General features: G+C 70.5%; 22 protein-coding genes and 1 tRNA gene. 19 read left to right on the top strand and 4 right to left on the bottom strand.

Features of this window, described 5'->3' with window-relative positions; genetic code table 11:
• Positions 1–3: 3 nt before the first annotated feature.
• The 4 genes from OG718_RS39990 (at position 4) to OG718_RS40005 (ending at position 4,200) form a co-directional block, all read left to right on the top strand.
• Positions 4–903: a CU044_5270 family protein gene (locus OG718_RS39990; RefSeq protein WP_260695231.1), complete on the top strand. Its 900-nt coding sequence runs from the start codon at positions 4–6 to the stop codon at positions 901–903.
• A gap of 122 nt (positions 904–1,025) precedes the next feature.
• A complete protein-coding gene (gene dapD, locus OG718_RS39995) occupies positions 1,026–2,015 on the top strand; it encodes a 2,3,4,5-tetrahydropyridine-2,6-dicarboxylate N-succinyltransferase (protein ID WP_143637339.1) in 990 nt (329 codons plus the stop codon).
• A gap of 386 nt (positions 2,016–2,401) precedes the next feature.
• Positions 2,402–2,968 (top strand): SigE family RNA polymerase sigma factor, encoded by a 567-nt coding sequence (locus OG718_RS40000; protein WP_143637335.1) that lies wholly within the window; start codon positions 2,402–2,404, stop codon positions 2,966–2,968.
• The gene (locus OG718_RS40005) at positions 2,965–4,200 is read left to right on the top strand and encodes a WD40 repeat domain-containing protein (RefSeq protein WP_328846502.1); all 1,236 of its coding nucleotides are present in this window, start codon (positions 2,965–2,967) and stop codon (positions 4,198–4,200) included. The genes OG718_RS40000 and OG718_RS40005 overlap by 4 nt, the downstream gene beginning before the upstream one ends.
• 14 nt (positions 4,201–4,214) lie before the next feature.
• On the opposite strand, the gene dapA is transcribed toward OG718_RS40005, so the two are convergent.
• Positions 4,215–5,123: a 4-hydroxy-tetrahydrodipicolinate synthase gene (gene dapA, locus OG718_RS40010; RefSeq protein ID WP_143637330.1), complete on the bottom strand. Its 909-nt coding sequence runs from the start codon at positions 5,121–5,123 to the stop codon at positions 4,215–4,217.
• A gap of 173 nt (positions 5,124–5,296) precedes the next feature.
• On the opposite strand from dapA, the gene OG718_RS40015 reads away from it, so the two are divergent.
• The 7 genes from OG718_RS40015 to OG718_RS40045 all read left to right on the top strand — a co-directional run bounded on the left by OG718_RS40015 (position 5,297) and on the right by OG718_RS40045 (position 9,513).
• Positions 5,297–5,428, top strand: coding sequence for a hypothetical protein (locus OG718_RS40015; RefSeq protein WP_307525800.1), 132 nt, complete (start codon positions 5,297–5,299; stop codon positions 5,426–5,428).
• A complete protein-coding gene (locus OG718_RS40020; RefSeq protein WP_328846503.1) occupies positions 5,425–6,105 on the top strand; it encodes a hypothetical protein in 681 nt (226 codons plus the stop codon). Before OG718_RS40015 ends, OG718_RS40020 begins: the two co-directional genes overlap by 4 nt.
• A gap of 52 nt (positions 6,106–6,157) precedes the next feature.
• Positions 6,158–6,571: a phage holin family protein gene (locus OG718_RS40025; protein WP_186001173.1), complete on the top strand. Its 414-nt coding sequence runs from the start codon at positions 6,158–6,160 to the stop codon at positions 6,569–6,571.
• The gene (locus OG718_RS40030; protein ID WP_143637325.1) at positions 6,568–7,101 is read left to right on the top strand and encodes a DUF3618 domain-containing protein; all 534 of its coding nucleotides are present in this window, start codon (positions 6,568–6,570) and stop codon (positions 7,099–7,101) included. Before OG718_RS40025 ends, OG718_RS40030 begins: the two co-directional genes overlap by 4 nt.
• Before the next feature lie 198 nt (positions 7,102–7,299).
• Entirely contained in the window at positions 7,300–8,001 is a 702-nt protein-coding gene (locus OG718_RS40035) for an antibiotic biosynthesis monooxygenase (protein ID WP_328847911.1), read from the top strand.
• 64 nt (positions 8,002–8,065) lie between these two features.
• Positions 8,066–8,746, top strand: coding sequence for an ArsR/SmtB family transcription factor (locus tag OG718_RS40040; protein ID WP_143637323.1), 681 nt, complete (start codon positions 8,066–8,068; stop codon positions 8,744–8,746).
• A gap of 29 nt (positions 8,747–8,775) precedes the next feature.
• Positions 8,776–9,513, top strand: a complete 738-nt coding sequence (locus tag OG718_RS40045; RefSeq protein ID WP_328846504.1) for an SRPBCC family protein — start codon at positions 8,776–8,778, stop codon at positions 9,511–9,513.
• Positions 9,514–9,615: 102 nt separating this feature from the next.
• Here OG718_RS40045 and OG718_RS40050 read toward each other — a convergent pair whose 3' ends face one another.
• The gene (locus OG718_RS40050) at positions 9,616–11,448 is read right to left on the bottom strand and encodes an endonuclease/exonuclease/phosphatase family protein (protein ID WP_328846505.1); all 1,833 of its coding nucleotides are present in this window, start codon (positions 11,446–11,448) and stop codon (positions 9,616–9,618) included.
• Between the two features lie 471 nt (positions 11,449–11,919).
• Between OG718_RS40050 and OG718_RS40055 the strand changes: the two genes are divergently transcribed.
• Positions 11,920–13,347, top strand: coding sequence for a hypothetical protein (locus OG718_RS40055; RefSeq protein WP_328846506.1), 1,428 nt, complete (start codon positions 11,920–11,922; stop codon positions 13,345–13,347).
• Between the two features lie 254 nt (positions 13,348–13,601).
• Here the strand turns inward: OG718_RS40055 and OG718_RS40060 are convergent, their stop codons facing one another.
• Complete coding sequence (locus OG718_RS40060) at positions 13,602–13,784, bottom strand: hypothetical protein (protein WP_143637313.1); 183 nt, start codon at positions 13,782–13,784, stop codon at positions 13,602–13,604.
• Between the two features lie 322 nt (positions 13,785–14,106).
• Here OG718_RS40060 and OG718_RS40065 point away from each other — a divergent pair, with 322 nt between their 5' ends.
• Together OG718_RS40065 and OG718_RS40070 are read left to right on the top strand one after the other, a co-directional pair.
• Positions 14,107–15,573: an alkaline phosphatase PhoX gene (locus OG718_RS40065; protein ID WP_143637310.1), complete on the top strand. Its 1,467-nt coding sequence runs from the start codon at positions 14,107–14,109 to the stop codon at positions 15,571–15,573.
• A gap of 103 nt (positions 15,574–15,676) precedes the next feature.
• Positions 15,677–16,573, top strand: coding sequence for a LysR family transcriptional regulator (locus OG718_RS40070; RefSeq protein WP_143637308.1), 897 nt, complete (start codon positions 15,677–15,679; stop codon positions 16,571–16,573).
• Positions 16,574–16,663: 90 nt separating this feature from the next.
• Here the strand turns inward: OG718_RS40070 and OG718_RS40075 are convergent, their stop codons facing one another.
• Positions 16,664–17,434, bottom strand: coding sequence for an SDR family oxidoreductase (locus OG718_RS40075; RefSeq protein ID WP_328846507.1), 771 nt, complete (start codon positions 17,432–17,434; stop codon positions 16,664–16,666).
• 248 nt (positions 17,435–17,682) lie between these two features.
• Here OG718_RS40075 and OG718_RS40080 point away from each other — a divergent pair.
• From OG718_RS40080 to OG718_RS40100, 5 genes are all read left to right on the top strand, one after another.
• Positions 17,683–17,752, top strand: a tRNA-Arg gene (locus tag OG718_RS40080).
• Positions 17,753–18,116: 364 nt separating this feature from the next.
• The gene (locus OG718_RS40085) at positions 18,117–19,700 is read left to right on the top strand and encodes a TROVE domain-containing protein (RefSeq protein ID WP_328846508.1); all 1,584 of its coding nucleotides are present in this window, start codon (positions 18,117–18,119) and stop codon (positions 19,698–19,700) included.
• Between the two features lie 80 nt (positions 19,701–19,780).
• Positions 19,781–20,431, top strand: coding sequence for a GntR family transcriptional regulator (locus tag OG718_RS40090; RefSeq protein ID WP_328846509.1), 651 nt, complete (start codon positions 19,781–19,783; stop codon positions 20,429–20,431).
• 14 nt (positions 20,432–20,445) lie between these two features.
• On the top strand, positions 20,446–21,462 hold the full coding sequence (locus OG718_RS40095) for a 1-aminocyclopropane-1-carboxylate deaminase (protein ID WP_328846510.1): 1,017 nt from the start codon (positions 20,446–20,448) through the stop codon (positions 21,460–21,462).
• 237 nt (positions 21,463–21,699) lie between these two features.
• Positions 21,700–22,740, top strand: a complete 1,041-nt coding sequence (locus OG718_RS40100; RefSeq protein ID WP_328847912.1) for a LacI family DNA-binding transcriptional regulator — start codon at positions 21,700–21,702, stop codon at positions 22,738–22,740.
• Positions 22,741–22,852: the final 112 nt, after the last annotated feature.

Consider the following 22,852-nt stretch of genomic DNA (forward strand, 5'->3'; position numbering starts at 1 on the left):
GAGATGACCGCGGTTCGCGAACTGCGGGCCGAGACACCCCTGCCCCCGCGCACACGGCTCGTCCCGGGGCGTGACGCGCTTCTGCGGGAGGCCGCGCGCGGTCGCCGGAGCCGGGGGCCGCGCGCCGACTGGCGGCTCGCCGCGGTGGGGGCCGCGGCCGCGATCACGCTGGCGGCGGTGCTCGGCACGCAGGTCCTGGGCGGCGAGGGGCGCGAGACGCTGCCGGGGGCGCGGTCGACGTACTTCCTGGAACTGGGCAGTGCGAAGGACCTGTTGAACGACGCCGCGGACGTGGTCGCGGCCGGTCCCTCGGTCACCGCCCGCGACGGCCAGTGGATCTACCTCAAGTCCGGCGAGGTGAACCTCACGGACGACTCGCGGCCGGGGACGAGCGAGACCTGGATGAAGTACGCCGACCCGTCCATGGAGGACGGGAAGGCGGGCGACGACCACTCGCCGAGGGAGGAGTACGCGTTCCTCAAGGGCCTGCCCGACGACCCGAAGAAGGTACGGGCGAAGGCGCGCGCGTTCTTCTACGCCACCGACAAGACCGAGACCCGCACCGAACACGAGTACCGGGCCCTCACCGCGGTCCTCGGCCGGGCGTACGCGTACGAGGCCGAGGACCTCGCCAAGGTCTACCGGGCCTTGGCCACGATTCCCGGCGTACGGGCCGCGCAGGTCCAGGACGCGGCGGGACGCGACGCCATCGCGGTCTACCTCAGGAACGAGGACCCGACGGCGAACCGGGACGAGCTCCTCCTGGACCCGGGCACCTACCTGTACAGCGGTCATCGGTGGGTGGCCCGGAGCGCCGGCGGCGAGTGGAAGAAGGGGGACGCCGTCATCAGCGGGGTCCGGCTGGCCGTGGCGGTGGTCGACAGGAAGGACGAGCGGCCCTGACCTGGACGCCCGGGTTCCTCCGGTACGACACGACCCCGCCGGACGGCCCCGGTGCGCCCGGCACCTGAGACGCCGGGCGCACTGGTTGGCACCCGTGGGCCCCGGCCGGTTAGGTTTCCCTCATGACCGACACGACTGCTACTCGCACCACCGGCGCCGTCGCCGCCGGGCTTGCCACGCTCGCCGCCGACGGAACTGTCCTCGACACCTGGTTCCCGGCCCCCGAACTGGCCGCCGAGCCCGGCCCCTCCGGCTCCGAGCGGCTGTCCGCCGAACGCGCGGCGGAACTGCTCGGCGAGGGCGCCGTGAAGGCGATCGGCCCGGACGCCCGCCGTGGCGTCGAAGTGGTCGCGGTCCGCACGGTCATCGCCTCGCTCGACGAGAAGCCGCTCGACGCGCACGACGTGTACCTGCGCCTCCACCTGCTCTCGCACCGGCTGGTGAAGCCGCACGGCCAGAGCCTGGACGGCATGTTCGCGCACCTCGCCAACGTCGCCTGGACCTCGCTCGGACCGGTCGCCGTGGACGACGTGGAGAAGGTCCGGCTGAACGCCCGCGCCGAGGGCCTCCACCTGGCCGTGACGTCCATCGACAAGTTCCCGCGCATGACGGACTACGTCGCGCCGAAGGGCGTCCGCATCGCCGACGCCGACCGGGTCCGCCTCGGCGCGCACCTCGCCGAGGGCACCACGGTCATGCACGAGGGCTTCGTGAACTTCAACGCCGGCACGCTCGGCACGTCGATGGTCGAGGGCCGTATCTCCGCCGGCGTCGTGGTCGGCGACGGCTCGGACATCGGCGGCGGCGCCTCCACGATGGGCACGCTGTCCGGCGGCGGCAACGTCCGCATCACGATCGGCGAGCGGTGCCTGATCGGGGCGGAGGCGGGTGTCGGGATCGCCCTGGGTGACGAGTGTGTCGTCGAGGCCGGGCTGTACGTCACCGCCGGGACGCGGGTCACGATGCCCGACGGGCAGATCGTCAAGGCACGTGAGCTGTCCGGTGCGTCCAACATTCTGTTCCGGCGGAACTCGGTTACCGGGACGGTGGAGGCGCGGCCGAACAACGCGGTGTGGGGTGGCCTCAACGAGGTCCTCCACAGCCACAACTGAGCTCCGCTGTCCGTGTGAACCGAGCGCCCTCCCACTTGTTGTGGGAGGGCGCTCGGTAGTTTCGGGCGTCGGATGTCGGGTGCGGGTGAGTGGGGGCTTGTCGCGCAGTTCCCCGCGCCCCTGGGGTGGGTGGGTGTTCGGCGTGGTGCGTTAGGTGCGGGCCGGTGGGGGTTGCTCGCGCAGTTCCCCGCGCCCCTGAAAGCGGGGCTGCGCCCCTGGCTTTTGTCTTTGAGGGGCGCGGGGAACTGCGCGACCAGCCCCCACCCACCCGCACATCGCAACCGGACCGCAGGAATTCCTCGTGCCGTCAGGCATAGCGGGGGCCCGCCGGGGACGTCAGTACAGGTGGGAGCGGGGGAGAGCCCGCTGGGGAAGAGAAGGTGACGATGGATGCCCAAGGGCACGAGCGGTTCCGGGAGTTCGTGGAGAACCGGTCATCGGCGCTGCTGAAGACCGCCGTGCTGCTCAGCGGCGGCGACCGCCACGCGGCCGAGGACCTGTTGCAGAGCGCGTTGATCAAGGCGGCCGGCCGGTGGCAGCGCATCGACGAGCCGGAGGCCTACGTACGGCAGATCCTGTACCGCCAGCAGGTGAGCCGATGGCGGCTGAAGTGGCGCAGACGGGAGCTGACGGTCGCCGAACCGCCCGAGGGGACGGGCGGGACGGCCACTGCGGACGCCGCCTCCGCGGTCGACCTGCGGATCGTGATGCGCGGAGCGCTGGCACGGCTGACCGCCCGGCAGCGGACCGTGCTCGTACTGCGCTACTTCGAGGACCTGCCCGAGGCCGACGTGGCCCGGATCCTCGGCTGCTCGGTGGGGACGGTGCGGTCCACCACCCACCGCTCGCTCGCCAAACTGCGGGCTCTCGCGCCGGAACTGGCCGCTCTGGGACCCGCCGACGCGGAACAGAGCCCGTCCCGCGACTTCTCACCGGTGGAGGTACGTCCGTGAACATGGATCAACTGGTGCGCGACGCCCTGCACGAGCAGGCCGCGGACACCATGACCACGCCGCCCGACTTCGCGGGCCGCGTCCTCGCCGTCCGGCGCCGCCGCCGGACCCGTACGATCACCGGCGCCGCGGCGGCCACCGCGCTCGCCGTCGCCGTCGGGGTGGCGGTACCGATGCTGGACGGCGGCAAGGACGAGCCCCGGCTCGCCAGCCAGATGAACCAGAGCGACATCATCGCCCACCCGGACCAGACACCGCCGCGCGACCTCATCGCGGCGGGCAACACCGCGCTGGCCGCCTACTACACGCACAGCACCGTCAAGGAGACCGCGGACCGGGGCGTCACCCGGCGCACCTACCACCTCCTCGACCAGGAGACCGGCAAGTACGTGAAGACCACCAAGTGGTCGATCCTCGACGTCGCTCCCGGCATGCGCACCGCCGCCGTCCTGGAGCAGAAGCTGCCGACCAGGCGGATCGGCCTGCTGAACCTGCTCACCGGCGAGGTCGAGCGCTGGATCCCGGTCGACCGCGGTGTCGCGGGCGTCGAGTTCTCGCCCGACGGCAGCAAGCTCGTCGCGACGACGTACAGCGAGAATCCCGACCAGCAGAAGCTGGCGCCCAACGACAGTGACGGGGACGGCAAGAAGAACGACTGGATGCCGCCGTGGGGCGAGTCGTACCGGACCGGCTTCTACGTCCTCGACGTCGACTCCGGCAAGGGGTCCTGGAGCAAGGTCACGGTCCACGACGACGAGGACATGCCCGGGTCCTCCCTCAACGCCCGTCAGGACTTCGCCTTCAGCGATGACGCCGAGCTCGTGTACTCGGGGCTCACCATGGAACCCAACGTGCAGTACTACGACTTCGAGGGCAAGGAGGTCGCCACGCCCGCGAACGAGAAGTACCTGCACTGGTACGTCGACGCAAGGCTGTCCCCGGACGGCAAGCTCGCCGCCGGCGACTTCGCGGGCGGTGCCAAGACCACCGCCTCCGAGATCAACGACCCCTACACCGGCAAGCGGCTCCACAAGATCCCCGGACAACAGCTGCTCGCCTGGGTCGACAACAAGCGGCTCATCGCCTTCGACATCGCACCCGGTACGAACGAGTTCCACAACCGGCTCGTGCTCGTCACGATCGGCAGCGACAAGACCGTCCCGCTGAGCGGTTTCCGCAAGGGGAACGACGGCGCGGCCGGGCGCTGGACGCCGATCTTCGCCGAACGCTGAGCAGGCTGCTCCGATCACACACCGGCCGAGGCGGCCACCAGCCGCTCGTACGCCGTCCGCAGCCCGTCGACCGTCTCCCGGCCGGCGGGCCGCAGCGGTGCCCGGACCGGGCCGGCGGGCAGGCCGAGGGCGACCAGCAGGGCCTTCGCCGTCACCGAGCCGGGCAGGCCGGAGGCCATCATCAACTCCGTGAGCGGGATGGTGAGTTGCTGCAGCCGGACCGCCTCGTCCGGATCGCCGGCGTCGAACGCGTCCAGGATCGACCGGAAGTGACGCGGGGTCACGTTCGACACCGTGCTGATGTATCCGGCACCGCCGATCGCGTACATCGCGAGCACGTACTCGTCGCAGCCCGTGTAGTACGCCAACTCCGTGGCGGCCAGCACCTTCTGGGTGCCGAGCAGGTCGTACGCGCAGTCCTTCACCGCCACGATCCGCGGATGCTCGGCGAGCCGCAGCATCGTCTCCGGCTCGATACGCGTCCCCGTGCGGCCGGGGATGTCGTACAGAGCGAGCGGCAGTCCTGAGGCGTCGGCGATCGCGCGGAAGTGTGCCTCGACGGCGTCCTGCGGGGGCCTGCTGTAGTACGGCGTGACCACCAACAGGCCGTCCGCGCCCGCCTTTTCGGCCTCCAGCGCGAGTTCGGCGGTGTGGCGGGTGTCGGCGGTCCCGATGCCCGCGACGATCGCGACGCGGTCCCCGACGGCGTCCGCCACCGCCCGTACGAGCGCCGACTTCTCGGCGTCCGTCGTGGTCGGTGACTCCCCGGTCGTCCCGGAGAGCACCAGCCCGTCGCAGCCCTCGGAGACCAGCCGGTCGGCCAGCCGCTGCGCACCGTCCAGGTCCAGCAGTCCCTCGTCGGTGAAGGGGGTGATCATCGCGCAGAGGGCACGGCCGAAGGGCGCGGGGTGTCGTGAGGTCATGGGGGTAGTCTCGGCATCACCATCCTGAAGCTCCACTTAATTCTTCTACGTGGTATGGGTAAGCGCTTCTTATCGGTTGCGGCATTCGAGGTGGCAGGGGCGCTCTAGGAACTCGCCCCCGTTTCGGTCACCATGGCGGGGACGGTAGAAGGTCGTCTGTCACGGGAGGCGTCATGAAGCTGGGCAAAGCACTGGCCACCGGAGTCGCGGAGGAGCAGCCGCGCCTGGAAGAGGAAGAACTCCGACTCCCCGAGGAGATCGAGGAGTTGGAGTCCGCGGTCGAAGAGGTTCCGGTCGCGCGATGAGGGTGCGGCTCCCCGAGGAACGTCCGGCGGAGCCGCCGACCGGATTCAAGATCGCCCACCCGATGCTGTCCCAGGACGGCACCCGGGCCGGGTTCACCGGTGTGTCGCTGGGCGGCGCGCTGCCGTACGGAGTGCTGGACGAGGCGCACTGCGTCTACGGCCTGCGGCACCGGGCGCCGCACCGCCGCTGCGACTGCGGCTTCCACTGCGTGCACGAGCGCACGGCGGCCGAGGCCATGCTGTGCACCGCCGAGCACCGGAGCGCCGTACTCCTCGAAGTGACGGTCCTCGGCGCCTACATCCGCTTCGAGCTCGGTTTCCGGTACGCGCGGCAGCGGGTGCGTACCGCCACGGTCGGCCCCTGCGCGTGCGGCGCCGTCGCCGTGGCGCTGGCCGACGCGGGATGGGGGAGGCCCGGCTGGCGGGGCTTCGCGGCCTCCTGCGCCGGATGCGTGCGCGGCCGTACGGCGGTGTCGCTCGCGACCTTCGCCCTGCTGGGCGGGGAAGGGCTGCGGGTACGGGCCGGGGGCGGTGCCGTACCGGGCGCCGGTGACGGCCTGCCCGAGGGGCTCGGGGTCTCCGAGCTCGTCGCAGAGGCGGCGCTGCTGCAGGCCCGGCTGGACTGGTTCCAGAGCCAGCTGGCGAGACTCGGCGATCGCGGCGCCGGACAGGGGTGACGGCGGCCCGGCAGGGTACCCGGGCGTCCCGGACGAAAGGAGGCGGGACGCCGTGACCGGAACCATGGACCGGCGGCCGGGCGAGCAGCACTCGGTCGGTGAACTCGTCGGACAGGCCACCGAACAGCTCTCCGAGCTCGTACGACAGGAAGTGCGGCTCGCGAAGGAGGAGCTGGCGCAGAAGGGCCGGCGCGTGGGACGCGGCGGCGGGATGCTGGGCGCGGCCGGTGCCGTCGCCTATGTGGGGCTGATGGCCCTGGCCGCGACCGGTGCGGCCGCGCTCTCCCTCGTGCTTCCCGTGTGGGCGGCGGCGCTCATCGTCACGGCCGTGCTCTTCGTGGTCGCGGGCGTGCTGGCGAAAACGGGCCGGGCCCAGCTCGGGCGCGCCGCCCCGCCGATGCCCGAGGAGGCGCTCGACAGCGTCCGGGCCGACGTCGACGAGATCAAGGAAAGGGCGCATCGATGAAGGACAGGAATGATCCCGCGGAGCCCGGAAAGGCGGCGGCGGACAAGGCCGTCGGCGGCGCGAAGGGCCCGGACGAGCTGCGACGGCAGATCCAGGAGACCCGGGGGCAACTCGGCGACACGGTCGAGGAGTTGGCCGCGAAGGCCGATGTGAAGGGCCGCGCGCGGGCCCGGGGCGCCGAGCTGAAGGGCAAGGCGTCCGAGGCCGGCCACGCCGTGCAGGGCAAGGCGGCGCAGGCCGGCCATGTCGTGCAGGACAAGGCCACCGAGGCCGGGCACGTCGTACAGGGGAAGGCCGTCGAGGCCGGTCACATGGTCCAGGACAAGGCCGTCCAGGCGGGGCACGTGGTGCAGGACAAGGCCACGCAGGCCGGACACGCCGTCCAGGACAACGTGCCCCGGCCGGTGCGCACGGCCGTGACCAATGCCGTCCAGGCCGGAAAGCGGCACCCCCGGCCCGTGCTGATCGCCGGGGCCGGAGCGGTGGTCGCGGTGGGCCTGCTGCGGCGGCGCCACAACGGACACCACTGACGCACCACCGGCACCGGTCACCGACCGGTGCCGCACGACGAGCGGCGGGGCCGATCCACTCGGCCCCGCCGCTCGTCGTGCGTCTGTTGCGGCCCGGCGGGGGTGCACCCCCGCCGGGCCGCCCGGGCTTGACCTGAAGTTTGGTTGAGGTCAGAGGGTGGAGCCGTGGACACCGATCAGCGATCACTGGAGTTCGTGATGACCCGTCGTACCGATGCGCACCCCGCGATGACCCGGCCCGAGGTGGGGGCACCCTTCTTCAGTACCTGGCGGGTGGGGACGCCCGAACGGCAGAAGGAGACGGTCGAGGCGATCGCCGCCACCTGGAAGCGCAGGGCGTGGCCGGCCGGCGGGCTGCTCGGGTACCACGTCTACACCGGTGAGGACGGCACGACCCTGCTGCACCACTCGCAGTGGCGGAGCGAGCAGGACTACGAGGCGTTCGTGAAGGTCCACCGGCAGGAGCGCGTGGACGAGGTGGACGTGGCCGTCCCCGGGATCGAACGGGCGGGGCTCGGCCGCTACCGGCGCTACCGCAGCGGCGCCCAGGAGGCGGAGACCCGCGTGACGGGGTGCGTCGTGATCGTCGAGATCGAGTTCGAGGGACCGGACCCCGACCGGCAACGCGCCTGGGTGGACGCCGTGTTCGAGGCCCTGCGGAGCGAGCCGAACCCCAACCCCGGCGGGATCTCCGCCCACTTCCACCTGAGCACCGACGGCACGAAGGTCCTCAACTACGCCGAGTGGGAGAGCGCGCAGGCCCACATCGACGCGCTGGCGGCGCCGGGCGGCGGCGTGGGGTTCCGTACGCCGGAGTGGGAGCGCGTGCACACGTACCCCGGTCTGAAGCAGTCCACGGTCCGCCGCTACACCCATGCCCTCGGACTCGTCCCCGAGTGACCGCCCGCTGACCGACAAGAAGAACCGTCTGGACAAAAAAAGTTTTCGGTGAGACGGTGGAGTCATGTTGGACGTGACCGTGATCGAGGACCCGGCGGCAGCCGCCGCCTCGCTGGACCCCATAAGGGGCCGGCTCCTGGCCGAGCTGGCGGCCGGACCCGCGTCGGCCGCCATGCTGGCCGGCAAGGTCGGACTGCCGAGGCAGAAGGTGAACTACCACCTGAAGGCGCTGGAGCGGCACGGCCTGGTCGAGCTCGCGGACGAGCGCCGCAAGGGGAACGTGACCGAGCGGCTGATGAGGGCGACCGCCGCGTCGTACGTCATCTCGCCGCTCGCCCTCGCCGCCGTGCAGCCAGACCCGGACCGCTTCCGGGACCAGCTCTCGGCGCGGTGGCTGCTCGCGCTCGGCGCCCGGCTGGTGCGGGACGTCGGCACGCTCGTCACGGGTGCCACGAAGGCCCGCAAGCGGCTCGCCACTTACGCGCTGGACGGCGAGGTGCGCTTCGCCTCCGCCGCCGACCGGGCCGCGTTCATCCAGGAGCTGACGGCCGGTGTCGGCGCCCTGGTCCGCAAGTACGACTCCCCGGACGCCGAGGGGGGCCGCGACCACCGGATCGTCGTGGCCGTCCACCCCACGGTGAAACCCGAGACGTCCGGTGCGGCCGGCACCTCTGCCGCATCCGGTACGTCCGAGGGTCCCAAGACTTCAGAGGCGCCCCCAGTGGTGCCCGAACTCACCGACTGACACGCCTAGTTGACGCGCAGGAGCCCACCATGTCCAAGGAATTCGAGATCGCCCGCGAGTTCGAGGTCGACGCCACACCCGACCAGGTGTGGGACGCCGTCACCAGCGGTACCGGCGGCTGGCTGTGGCCGATGGAGCCCCCCGAGCCCCGTGAGGGCGGCCGGGGCCCCTGGGGATCCACGGTCACCGCCTGGGACCCGCCGCACAAGTACACCAACCGCCTCGAGGGCGTCGACGAGAACTCCGCGCAGACCCTCAACCAGCTCGACTACACCGTCGAGCCGCGCGACGGCGGACGGCGCGCCTGGGTGAGGTACGTGCACAGCGGGATCTTCGTCGACGACTGGGACAACCAGTACGACGGGGCGAGCAGGCACACCGACTTCTACCTCCACACCCTGCGCGAGTACCTGACGAGGTTCGCGGCCAGGCCTGCGGCCTTCGCCACGTTCGACGGGCCCGACGCGTCCAGGGCGGCCGACGCCTTCGCCGCCGTCGGCCGGGCACTCGGCCTCGCGGACGACACCGCCGAGGGAGCGCGCGTACGGGCCCAGGGCCCCGACGGACAGGTCCTGGACGCCGTCGTCGACTACCGCAACCCGTACTTCATCGGGCTGCGCACCGACGACGCCCTCATCCGCTTCTTCGGACGCAACCACTGGGGCGCGCCCGTCGGCATGAGCGTCCACGACTTCGCCCCGGGCGCCGACGCCAAGGGGAACGAGGCGGCCTGGCAGGGCTGGCTGAACCAGGCCTTCACAGCCTGAGCCCCCGAGCCTCGGCCCGAGACACCGGTGAGCCCGGCCCCCCTGACGTGGGGCCGGGCTCACCGGCGTGTTCCTGCGGCAACTACGGTCCTCCCGCGGCGACTACGGGCGGAACCGCAGCACCTGCGGGTCGTGGTCGCTGATCTGGTCGGAGAACTCCGAGTTGATGTGCACGCTGTCGTACGTGAAGTCGCAGTCCTTGCGGATCGACGGGCTGATCAGGATCTGGTCGAGGACCTGGCTGTTGCCCTGGTAGTCGTAGCTGTAACGCTCGCTCTTCGGAAGGGACTTGACGGCCGACCACAGGGCGCCGTCGTCCTCCAGGAGCTTCGTCGTCGTCGAGAACTCGAAGTCGTTGATGTCGCCGAGCGTCACGACGTCCGCGTTCCTCTGCTTCGCGAGGATGTCCTTGACGAAGGAGTTGACCGCGGTCGCCTGGAGGTGGCGCTGCGTCTCCGAGCTGCGCGCCGGCGGCTGGAACTGCGAGTGCAGCGACTGGTCGCCGCCCTTCGAGGCGAAGTGGTTCGCGATCACGAAGACCGACTTCCCGCGGAAGGTGAACTCGCCGGCGAGCGGCTTGCGGCTGTTCGTCCACGCGGCGTTCGCCGGGTCGATCCGGCCCGGCGAGACCGTCAACTGCGCCTTGCCGCGCACCTTCGTGACGCCGACGGCCGTCGCGGCGTCGCCGCCCGCGCGGTCCACGAACGAAACGCGCTCCGGGTTGTAGAGGAACGCCTGACGGATGTTGCCGCCCGGCTCGCCGCCGTCCGCGAGGTTCACCGGGTCGATGGAGCGCCACTCGTACGCGGGGCCGCCCGCAGCGACGATCGCGTCGATCAGCTTCTGCATCGTCTGGTCGGCGGCGACCGTGCCGTCGTTCTTCGCGCCGTTGTTGTCCTGGATCTCCTCCAGGGACACGATGTCCGGCGCCTGCAGGTGGTCCACGATCGCGGCCGCGTGCGCGGCGAACGTGGCGTCCGTCGGGTCGAGGTTCTCGACGTTGTACGTCGCCACCGCCAGCTCCGAACGCGACTGCTTGCGAGTCGTCTCGCGCTCCAGCCCGCCGGTCTTCACCGTGCCCAGGGTGCGGGCGGTCAGGGTGTAGCCGCCGAACTGGTTGTAGTCGAGCGGGCCCTCGGTGGTGCCCTTGAGGGTGTCGCCGACGTTCGCCGTCGGGAACGGCTCGGTGGCGGTCGGGATGAGCGACTGGATCTGCAGCCGGCCGGTGTTCTGCGAGGAGTACGCGCCGTAGACCGTGCCGCCGCGACGGTTCGGGTTCTCGTGCGGCTTGACCGTCACCCAGAGCTCGGAGAACGGGTCGGTCGCGGTGACCACGCGCGACGAGCCGATCGCGACGTTCATGCCTTCCAACGACTCGTAGTAGTCGAGGGCGTACTTCTTCGGCCGCAGCGTCAGGGCGCCCACCGAACCACTCGCCGCCGCGTCGCCCTCGGGCGTGTACGCGGCAGGTACGGAACGGCTGTCGATGACCGCGGCCCTGGGCAGCGCGTTGCCGCTCGACACCACCGTCACCGTCGGCCGGGTGATCTCCGTGACCGACTGGTTGCCGGTCGAGGCACCGCCCGGCACGAACTCCGTGACCGTGCCCGAGACGGTGACCGAGTCGCCGACGGCGACCTTCGGCGTGGAGCTGGTGAAGACGAAGACGCCCTCGCTGGTGGCCGGGTCGCCGTCCGCGGACGGACCCTGGATCCAGAAACCGCGGGACGAACCGTAGGTTCTCGTGCCCGTGACGATGCCGGCCACGTCCGTGACCTGCTGGCCCGCGAGCGGGGACGTACGGGTGGAGCCCTGGATGTCATGGACGGCCACGGCGTCCGCGTGGGCGGGCGAGGTGACGACCACCGCGGAGACGGTGGAACAGACGGCGGCGACGGTGAGCGCGGCTATGCGTGCGGAAGACTTGCTCGGCAACGGGATCCCTCCGGGGACGTGCGTGGGCGCCGGGACGAGGGTGGCGCTGTGAACGGACGAGGGTGGAGCTGTCGGAACACGTACGTGGGTGGAGCTGTGGAACGCGTACGTATGTGGAGCGAAGGCGACGGTGGAGCGGTGGAGCGAAGACGAACAAGGACGAACGAAGGCAAGGGTGAAGCCGTGGGGGAGCCGTAACCGGTGGGGCGGTCCGTGACGCGCGTAGAAGCCGCGACGGACTGCTACTCGCGAGTTTCTACGCGCGTCAATCTCGTGTCTGGCCACGGCACTTGTCAAGGTTTCCCGAGTTAACACTTCTGACAGGTTCATGAACCGGGCGGCATGGGTCCAAATCCGTCTAGGCTGAGGCTGCGTGTCCGGGGCGGCCGGCAGGCGTTTTCCCGGGCGGCCCGCGGGCCTCGTGTACGTCCGAGATGTACGCCCGAACGTTCGTCCTAGGAGAACCAGCCGATGTCAGACAGTTCCCCCCTGCCGCCGGTGCGTCTGCACTCCGAAGCGGAGCTCGCGCGGGACGCCCTCGCCACGCCGCTTCTCTCGCGTGCCGTGCGCCTCGCCCGCTGGGCCGGTCCGGACACCCGGGTCGGGGCCGGCGGCGAACTCGTCGAGGAACAGCTGCCGGCCGCCGCCGCGGAACTCGGCCTCGACGGCGGGGACGCCGCTGCCTACGCGAGCGAGGCCTGGCGGGTCGCCGTCGACACCGGGCTCGTCGAGGTCGTGGACGAGGAGGAGGGCACGGTCACCACGGGAGCCGACCTGAAACTCGTCCTCTCCGGGGCACCGCAGGACGTACTGGGACTGTGGCTCGCCGCCCTTGAGACGGTGCTCGCCGACGCCAGCGTGCCCGACCTCGACGACCTCGTGGAGGCCATGGGCGAGGGCGGCGAGATCGACTTCTCCGAACTGGACTGGGATCCGGAGGCGGAGGCGGAGTTCCTCGACGGGGTCCTCGGCAACCTCTACCTGCTGACCTCCAGCGAGGACGGGCCCGGCGACGGCCCCGTGCCGCTGCCCGCGCTCGCCGCGTCGATGATCGTGCCGGACGACATGGGGGAGCCCACCAACGACGTCCTGGAGCAGGTCTCGGACGCGATGATGCGGCTCGACGACCAGTTCCGGCTCCTTGAGCCGATCGGGCTCGTCGACTTCCAGCCCGTCGACGAGGCCCTCATGGCCGACGCAGACGATGAGCCCGCGGCGCCGGTCGACGACACCGACGTCTCGCGGTACGGGATGGTGCGGCTCACCCCCCTCGGGGTGTACGGGATCCGGGCCCGGCTCCTCGAATCCGGGTTCGCGGCGCCCGCGGTGGGCGACCTCGCGGACAAGGGGGCGGACGTGCTGCTCGACGGCACCTCCGCGTTTCCGCCCGCGGCCGCGCAGGCCGAGACCGAGCAGTGGCTCGCCCGGCGTGAACCCCTTGCCGCGGCACGGGAGTTGCTCGCGGCGGCGAAGGGGGCCGACGCGGGGGCGCCACTGCGGCGGCTGCGCTGCCAGCAGGCCCTCTCGCTGGTCGGTACGGAGGCCTCGCCCGCGCTCCGAGAGGTGCTCGACGACGCCGAGCTTGGTGGGCTCGCTCGGGTCTGGCTCACCGAGCGGGGGGCCTCGGACGTGCCCGCGCCGTCCGAGGGGATGGTGTTCTGGCTGACCGTCGACACGATTGCCGCGCAGCTGGCCGCGGAGGGGAACTCGGCGGAGTTGCAGGCGCTTGTCGAGGGGCTTGCGGCGCAGCACGGGGGGTTCTTCGCGGCGGCTTGGCGGGTGGATCACCCTGCCACGCCGGATGTGCTGGAGGCGATGGGGCGGCTGCACCCCGACAAGAAGGTCGCCAAGGAGGCCCGGAAGGCCGCGTTCAAGGCTCGGTCGCAGCAAGGGGGATAGGGGGATTTCTTTCGCCCCCGCCGCCCCTACCCATTCCCGTCCCTTTTCAGGGGCTCCGCCCCCGAACCCCCGTATCGGCCTGAACGGCCTCGTCCTCAAACGCCGGACGGGCTGGGTATTTCAGCCCCTCCGGTGTTTGAGGAGCGGGGGTTCGAGGGCCGGCCCCCGAGTAGTGACGATGGGGGTCCCCCGCTCGAGCGAAGCCGAGAGTGGGGGAGGGCAGGGGCGGCGGGGGCGAAGAAGACCGCAGGTCGTCAGGGCTCGTCCTCGCCCATCGCCAAGACCCGGACCGGGATGCCCTCCAGCTCGTCCGGGACCACGTCCTCGGGGCGGAGCCGGTCGCGGGGGACCTTGCGGATGACGAAGACGACGATGACGTCCTCGCCGGAGTCCTCGTCGCGCCCACTGCCGACACCGGTCACATTGGCCAGCGCCATCAGCCGTTCCTCATGGCGGTGGCTTGCCTGACGCGCGTCCACTTCGGCTCGCCTCCCATGGGTCGTGCGGGTCCTTGGTATGGAGATTATTCCGACCAACAGTTCGCATGCGAGGACTGATGGGCCGTACGGGGCGGCATTGCGCCGGACGGGCGGAAGAGACCGGATCCGCCCGGATTCACGCAAGCGAGCCCTGGGAAGACGGCCCGCGTTCAACCGGCGTTCAGTCACGGGCGGGACTGTGTCGCCGACAGTCGGGTCCGCCACCCTCCACGCGTCACCCCCCTCGCCACGGTCACACTCCACCGTCACAGGAGACAGCATGTCGCTCACCCGCAGGGACTTCGCCAGACGATCCGCGATCACCGGCGCCGGTGTCGCCCTGATCGGCAGCGTCGGCACACTCGCCACCGCGCCCGGCGCCCTCGCGTCCACGGACACCGAGACCACGGGCGATGCCGACGACGATGCCGACCACGCCGACCGGCACGGCGGAGCCGTCGGCTACGGCCCGCTGCTGCCCGACCCCAAGGGCGTCCTCGCGCTGCCCGCCGGGTTCCGGTACCGCGTCATCACGTACAGCGGGAAGACCAAGCTGGAGTCGGGCGAGTTCACCCCCTCCAACCACGACGGCACGGCCACCTTCGACGGCCCGCGCGGTACGACCCTCCTCGTCAACAACCACGAGCTGAAGGGCCCGCGCGCCAACTGGAAGTACCCGGTGCCGCTGACGGAGGGCCTCGTCTACGACCCGGCCGCGTCCGGCGGCTGCACGGTCGTCGAGGTGCGCCCGGGCGGCGCGGTCGCCGAGTGGGTCGGCATCGCGGGCACCTCCACCAACTGCGCGGGCGGCAGCACCCCGTGGGGCACCTGGCTCACCTGCGAGGAGAACTCCGACCGCGCCGGCGTCAACGGCATGACCAAGGACCACGGCTACGTCTTCGAGGTCGACCCCGGCGACCGGCGAGCCAACCGCAACCCCAAGCCCCTGAAGTTCTTCGGCCGGTACGACCACGAGGCCGTCGTCATCGACCCCAGGCGCGGCCACGCCTACCTCACCGAGGACGCGGCCGGCCCCAACGGCCTCTTCTACCGATGGACCCCGCCCAAGGGATTCCACTACGGCCCGCGCGGGTTCCGTGCCCTCGCCGACGACGCGGGCGTGCTCCAGGCACCCAAGTGCTACGACTCCGGCGGCCGCCCGGTCGACGACCTCTCCCGCGCCACGAAGATCGGCACGGTGTACGGCGTCGACTGGGTGGACGTCCCCGACCGCGACGCGAAGACCGTCGACGTGCGCAAGCAGTTCGGCCCCGGCGAGGTCACCCGCGCCCGCAAACTCGAAGGCATGTGGTGGGGCGACGGCGGCGCGTACATCGTCTCCTCGTACGCACGCGCGGAGAGCCCTGTCCAGCACGACGGCCAGGTCTGGTTCTACGACCCCAAGCGCCGCACGCTGACCCTCAAGGTCCTCCTCGGCGTGAACCCCGACCCGTCCGAGGACGGCGCCTTCGACGGGCCGGACAACATCACCGTCTCCCCGTACGGCGGTCTCGTCATCGCCGAGGACGGTGAGGGCGTCTCGCATCTCTTCGGCGCGACCGACAGCGGCCGTACGTACCCCATCGCCCGCAACGACCTCAACATCGGCACCGAGGAGGAGCCCGAGTTCAGCGAGTTCACCGGCGTGACCTTCTCGCCCGACGGAAAGACGCTGTACGCCAATATCCAGGAGCCGGGCATCATGCTGGCGGTCACCGGGCCTTGGCGGCGCCAGAAGCGCGGCTGAACTCCGTCATGGAGTAAACCCGTCGCCTCCCGCGTTGTAACACTTCTTACAACGATGACAACGGAGTGGACCGCGGTCCACCGCAGGGAGGGAACGGGAGCCGATGAGCCTTCGTCAGTACGAGTACGCCCTGGCCGTTGCCGAGGAGGGCTCGGTGACGGCGGCGGCGGAGCTGCTGCACGTCGCTCAGCCGTCGGTGTCCCAGCAGATCCGCAGCCTGGAGCGGGAACTCGGCGTGAAACTGTTCGCCCGCACTCCGACCGGACTGGTGCCCACCGTGGTCGGCCGCGCGTTCCTGCGGGAGGCGGAGGCCGCGGTGAACGCGTCGCGGCGGGCGAGGGCGACGGCACGGGCCGGTGCCGACGAACTGGTCGGCGAGCTGGTGGTCGCGGCGCAGATGGGCTTCGGCACCCGGCAGCTGCCGGGCGCCCTGGGCACACTGCGCCGCCGCTTCCCGAGGCTGGAGGTCACCGTCTTCGAGGAGCCGAGCTCCGCCGAGCTGGAGCGGCTGTGCCGCCGGGGCGTGTTGAACCTCGCCTTGATGGCGGCGTGCGAGCGGAGCCCTGCCGACGCCCACCACCTCGGCGACGAGGAGTTCGTCGTGGTGCTGGGCGCCGGGCACCGGCTGCTCGCCGCGGACCGGGTCGAGCTGAGGGACCTGGCGGGGGAGCCGTGGGTGAGGTTCGACCGCGACAGCGCGCTCGACGGCGTGCTGCTGAACGTGCTGCGGGACAACGATCTGACCCCGACCACGGCCGCCCGCGTGTCCCAGACGGCGACGGCCGTGCGCTGGGCCGCCCACGGGCTGGGAGTGACGCTCGTCCCGGCCTCCGCGGTGCCCCACGGTTACGAGCACCTCGTGCGTCCGGTGTTCCCGGTCGTGCCCCAGCCCGTCATCGCCGTGCTCCGGCACGGCGCGGGCCCGGCGGAGACGGTCCTGCTCGAACTCCTGCGCAAGGAGACCTGGTCCGAATCCGCTTCCTTCTCACCGGTGTCCTGACGGCAGAGAAAGGGGAGGCGGGCGCCGCTGAACTCAGCGTGCGGAAACCGGCCTTCATCCCGGAACCGGCGTTCCGGAATGCCGTCGGCGTCAACCCCGGGGGAATTCGCCGCCGTCCACGACGAGATTGCTTCCGGTCAGCCAGCTCGCCCGGTCGGACACGAGGAACAGCACCGCGTCGGCGATGTCGTCGGGCTGGCCCTCGCGCCCCAGCGGCACGGTGGCGTCGTTCTGGCCCTGCGCCGGGTCCAGGCGCGCCCACTGCTCCCGCGTCAGTTCGCCGCCGGGGGTGGCGGTCCTGCCGGGAGTCACGGTGTTGACCCGGATTCCGGACGGCGCCAGCTCCAGGGCCAGCCCTCGGCTGTAGTTCTCCAGTGCCGCCTTCGCCGCCGTGTAGTGCAGGAACGGGGGCGGCGTGGCGGGCACCGCGGCCGAGGAGACGTGCACGATCGTTCCCGAACGCCGTTCCCGCATCCCCGGTACCAGCAGCGCGTCCAGCCGCACCGAGGCCAGGTAGTTGAGGTCCAGCTGGTCCTGCCACTCCTCGTCGGGGATGGCCGAGGTGCTCTCGTACGGCCGTGCCCCACCCGCGTTGTGGACCAGGATGTCCACCCCGCCGAGCACCTCCTGCGCGGTCGCGGCGAGCGTCTCAGCTCCGGCCCGTGTCCGTACGTCGGCCTCCACGAAGGCGGCCCCCTCCGGCACCGTGCTCGTCGCCGACCTGGCGGTCGTGAGCACCTCGGCGCCCGCGTCCAGGAGTTGGCGAACGACGGCCGCTCCTATTCCGCGAGAACCACCTGTGACCAGGGCCCGCTTTCCCTTGAGTTCCAGCGTTCCCGATCCATTTTCTATCGTGGTCATGCCGCCTGCTCTCTCGATTTTTCCAATAAATCTCGGTGAGTACCTCGTCGAGTGGTTTCACCGTACGTTCGGAAAAGAACGAGAGGCAAAGACGCAAAGTCAGCAGGTGCCATAGGGAGTGCCTATGGCAGCCCGGCCACCTCGGGCCCCTCCGGCTCAGGGGCCTTGCGTGAAGGTGATCCGTCCAGTTCGCCGGCCCGGAAAATAATCGTTCGCCCGACCCTCGTTGCGCGTCCTAGAGTGATGAACGTCCAGGTGCGAAGGCAGGACCTACTTCCACTCCTAATGGGGAGGCCGCGGGTTCGAGTCCCGTCACCGGCACAACGCGCCGGTGTAGCTCAGGGGTTAGAGCACCTACGTCGGTTCCGCCGGCCTTGAACTCTGGACACCACAACTTCATGCACCTCCCGGTGCGATGGCGGCGGCTACTTCTCTTCCAAAGAATCCAGGCCGCCGCCGACTTGATCTCGGGAGGTGCAGCAAATGGTGTGTGCCCGGTGCGAAGGCAGCGGTTACTTCAGGGATCAGAGGGTTGCGGGTTCAAATCCCGTCATCGGCTTCGGGCCGGTGTAGCTCAATCCGGTAGAGCATCCGATTAAGTCCGTCGCCGACTCCTGATCTCGGGCACGCTCCATTTGCTGTGCCTCCCTCCGAAACACCACTGAATTCGGGGGAATTCATCATGGCGCGATTCAACACCAAGGCGGCGAAGGCCCAGGGCACTTCGCGGGTCACCTCGACCGGGCGCGTACTGCGCACGTACGAGGGCGGCCGCGGCCGTGAGCGCGACGCGCGTTCCGAGCTCTTTCTGCTGGCGATCTCCAACCTCGTCTCGCAGAACACCTTCTACGAGACCGGCGACGCCCGGGACGACCGGTTCGCCGGGCTCGTGCGCGAGCTGGCCGTCAGCGACCCGTCGTGGACGGCGAGCATGCTGGCCTGGCTGCGTGGCGAGGGCAGCATGCGGACCGCGTCGATCGTCGGCGCCGCCGAGTACGTGAAGGCGCGCCTCGACGCCGGCGCCACGGACGGCCCGGCGAACCGGCAGGTCGTCGCCTCCGTGCTGCGGCGCCCGGACGAGCCCGGCGAGCTGCTCGCGTACTGGACCGCGCTGTACGGCCGCAACATCCCCAAGCCCGTGAAGCGCGGCATCGCCGACGCCGTACGCCGGCTCTACAGCGGCAAGTCGCTGCTGAAGTACGACACCGCGTCCAAGGGCTACCGCTTCGGCGACATCCTCAACCTCGTGCACGCGGCACCCGACCCGGACAAGCCGTGGCAGGGCGAGCTGTTCCAGTACGCGCTGGACCGGCGGCACAACCCGGACACCGCGGTCGTACCCAAGTCGCTGCCCGTTCTGGCGGCCCACCGTGACCTGATGGCACTGCGGCCCGCCAAGCGGCGCAAGGTGGTGACCGGTGCGCACGGCGCACAGCGTCTCGCCGACGCGGGCATCACCTGGGAGGCGCTGGCCGGGTGGCTGCAGGGACCGATGGACAAGGCGGCCTGGGAGGCCGTCATCCCGTCCATGGGTGCGATGGCCCTGGTGCGGAACCTGCGTAACTTCGACGAGGCCGGGGTCTCGGACGAGGTTGCTGCCCAGGTCGCCGCGAAGATCAGTGACCCCGCGGAGGTCGCGCGTTCTCGGCAGTTCCCGTTCCGGTACCTCGCCGCGTACCAGCACGCGCCTTCGCTGCGCTGGGCGTACCCGCTGGAGCAGGCGCTCGGTCACTCGCTGGCCAACGTGCCTGCGCTGGGTGGCAGGACGCTCGTGCTCGTCGACCGGTCCGGGTCGATGTTCTACTCGCGGCTTTCCGAGCGCTCGGAGCTCAACCGGGCCGACGCGGCGGCGATCTTCGGTACGGCGCTCGCGCTGCGGGCGGCGGACGCCGATCTTGTCGAGTTCGGGACGAGCAGCGCGCGGGTGAAGTTCCGTCGGGGTGAGTCGGTGTTGAGGGTGCTGGAGCGTTTCGGCGACCTCGGCGGGACTGATACGACCGAGGCGGTGCGCAAGCACTACAAGCGGCATGATCGTGTGCTGATCGTCACGGACGAGCAGGCCACGTACAGCCACTACGGCGATCCGACCGAGCAGGTTCCTGCGCATGTGCCGGTCTACACCTGGAACCTCGCCGGGTACCGGGCGGGGCACGGGCCGTCGGGAGCGGGGAACCGGCATGTCTTCGGGGGGCTTTCGGATGCCGCGTTTCGGATGGTTCCGCTGCTTGAGGGCGCTCGGGACGCGGACTGGCCGTGGGCTTGTTAGCCCTGTGTGAGTGCGGCCCGTACTTCGGTGCGGGTCGCACTCTTGTGCTGGGCTCGATCTGACATCTAACATTTTAGTCCATGGGAGCGATTCGGCCCGTGCCCCGGACCCTGCTCAGGGACCGCGCGTACGAGGCGATACGGGACGCCATCGTGGCCGGCGACATCGCGCCGGGCGCCGTCGTGCGGGACGCCGAGCTGGCCGAGCGGCTCGGGCTTTCCCGGGCGCCCGTACGGGATGCCTTCTCACGGCTCGTCGACGAAGGCCTGCTGGAGTCCAAGCCGCAGAGCTACACGCGGGTGACCCCTGTGGTGGCCGCCGATGTGCGGGACGCCGCGGCCGTCGTCGGCGCCATGCACGAGCTGGTCACTCGGGCGGCGCTGCCCCGGCTTCGCCCCGGCCACATCGGTGCCATGCGGGAGGCCAACGCGCGTTTCGCCGCGGCCGTGCGCGACGGTGACGTGGCCGCCGCGTTGTGTGCCGACGACGAGCTGCACGACGTACTGGTCCGTGTGAGCGGGAATCGCGCCGCCGCCGCCACCGTCGCCCGCTACACCCCGCTCATCCGGCGCCTGGAGCGGCGCCGGTTCGGCGAGGGCGGCAACTGCCGTTCGGCCGGGCTGCACGACGAGCTGATCGACGCCTGTGCCCTCGGCGACGTGGACGAGGCCGTCCGCGTCACGGCGGAGATCTGGCGTGGCCTCGAAGACCTGGCCGATCTCGATACCTGATCCGTGGAGGATCCATGTCGCTTGCCTCGTACGCCCGTTACCCCCTGCTCTTCGGTCCCTCGCCCGTGCATCCGCTGGAGCGGCTCACGAAGCACCTCGGCGGCGCCTCGCTCTGGGCCAAGCGGGAGGACTGCAACTCCGGGGTTGCTTATGGGGGGAACAAGACTCGCAAGCTGGAGTACCTCGTCGCGGACGCTCTTGCGAAGGGGTGCGACACGCTTGTCTCGATTGGTGGGGTTCAGTCCAATCACACTCGGCAGGTGGCCGCCTGTGCCGCTCGGGCTGGACTCAAGTGCGTTCTTGTGCAGGAGAGTTGGGTGGAGTGGCCCGACTCCGTGTACGACAAGGTCGGCAACATTCTGATCAGCCGGCTTGCGGGGGCCGATGTGCGGCTTGTGCGGGCCGGGTTCGGGATCGGGTTCAAGGAGAGCTGGGAGCAGGCTCTGCGGGAGGTTGAGGAGGGGGGTGGGACGCCCTATGCCATTCCTGCTGGGGCCTCCGATCATCCCCTCGGTGGGCTCGGGTTTGCCGGGTGGGCCTTTGAAGTTGCCGAGCAGGAGCGGGAGTTGAGGGTCTTCTTCGACACCGTGGTCGTTTGCTCGGTGACCGGGTCCACTCAGGCGGGGATGGTTGCCGGGTTCCGGGCACTGGAGGAGGAGGGTGGGCGGGCGCGGCGTGTCATCGGGATCGACGCGTCGGCCGCGCCCGAACGTACCCGTGAGCAGATCGCGCGGATCGCCCACGGGACGGGACAACTCATCGGTGTGGAGAAGGAGTTGACCGAGGCGAACATCGAGCTGGACGGGCGGTATCACGCGGGCACCTATGGGATTCCCGATGAGGCCACCTTGGACGCGATGCGGCTTGCCGCCCGGACCGAGGGGATGGTCACCGATCCTGTGTACGAGGGGAAGTCGATGGCCGGGATGGTCGATCTGGTGGGTCGGGGGGAGGTCGGGCGGGGCTCGACCGTGTTGTACGCCCATCTCGGGGGGCAGCCTGCTTTGAATGCCTACAGCGCGTTGTTCTGAGGGGGCGGCCTGCGCCTGGGGATTGTCTGTGGGTGGGGCGGGGCCGTGCCGGTATGTCACGTTCGCGACTGCCGGGCGTACTGCCCTGGGTTCCATCGGTGGGCGTTTCCCGTGGGAGCCGTACGTCGCGAACGTTGACATACCGGCACGGCCCCGCCCCGCGTGCGTCGGCGGCTGCGGGGTTTTGGGGGTGTTCCCCCGGTGGGTGTGTCGTGGTGGCCGGTTACAGTGCACTTCGTGCGGGGTGATGAGCGGCTGGGGTCGAGTGGCGGGCAGGTCGGCGGGGGGCGTCGGCGGGCCACCATCCATGATGTTGCCCAGTTGGCGGGGGTGTCGCGGCAGACGGTTTCACGGGCTGTCAATGACAAGGGTGAGATCGATCCCGGGACCAAGGAGCGGGTGCTTGAGGCCGCTCGGGCGCTGGACTACCGGCCCAGCCGGTTCGCGCGGGGGCTGGTGCGGAAGGGAACCGTGACGGTGGGTCTGGTGATTCCGGACCTGATGAATCCGTTCTTTCCCGAGGTGGCCGCCGGGGTGCTGGAAGCCGCCGAGCTGCGTGGGTGGCAGGTGGTGGTGTGGGACTCCCGTACCGATGAGGCCCGGGAGCGGGAGGCGCTTGATGTGCTGTCCCATCAGGCCGATGCCGTTGTGGGGTACTTCAAGAACGAGGACGACGTGCTCGCCCGGCGGCTGGGCGGTGTGCCGTTGGTGCTGTTGGAGCGCGGGCCTCAGCAGACCCGGTTCGGGGCCGTCGGTATCGACGTTGCCGCCGGTATGGAGCAGGGCCTTGCTCATTTGGTCCGGGCCGGACATCGCAGGATCGGCATGCTGGACGGGGAGCGGAGTGAGGTTCCCGGTGAGCGCCGGAAGGCGTTTCTGCGCGAGGTGCGGCGGCTTGGGCTGCCCGTCGACGACAGCTGGATCGTGCTGTGTCCTGAGCACAGTGTGGGTGGTGGTGAGGCGGGGGCGGAGCGGTTGCTCGACGCGCGGCCGGAGATCACTGGTGTGGTGGGGTTCAACGATCTGATCGCCGTCGGGGCCATGCGTGCCGCCCGGCGTCGGGGGCTGCGGATTCCGGACGATCTGGCCGTTCTGGGCTTCGACGGGCTTTCCCTGGGTGAACTGGTGGAGCCCGGTCTGACCACACTTCATATCGACAAGCGGCGGTTGGGGCGGCTGGCCGTCGAGCAGGTGGCGCGGCTGCGGGCCGGCGAGGAGCCGCTGAGCGGCGCGGACGCCTGGGTCATTCCCGAGCTGGTGGTGCGGGCCTCCGCCTGAGTCTCTCCGCAGCGACAGATAGCGCTTGCACATGTCTTGACACTCGTTTTCGGCCGCCTCGATACTCGACGGCAACGTTCACGTGAACGTTCACGGAGCCTCCCGACATCGT

Source organism: Streptomyces sp. NBC_00258 (assembly GCF_036182465.1).
In the GTDB taxonomy this organism is placed as follows: domain Bacteria; phylum Actinomycetota; class Actinomycetes; order Streptomycetales; family Streptomycetaceae; genus Streptomyces.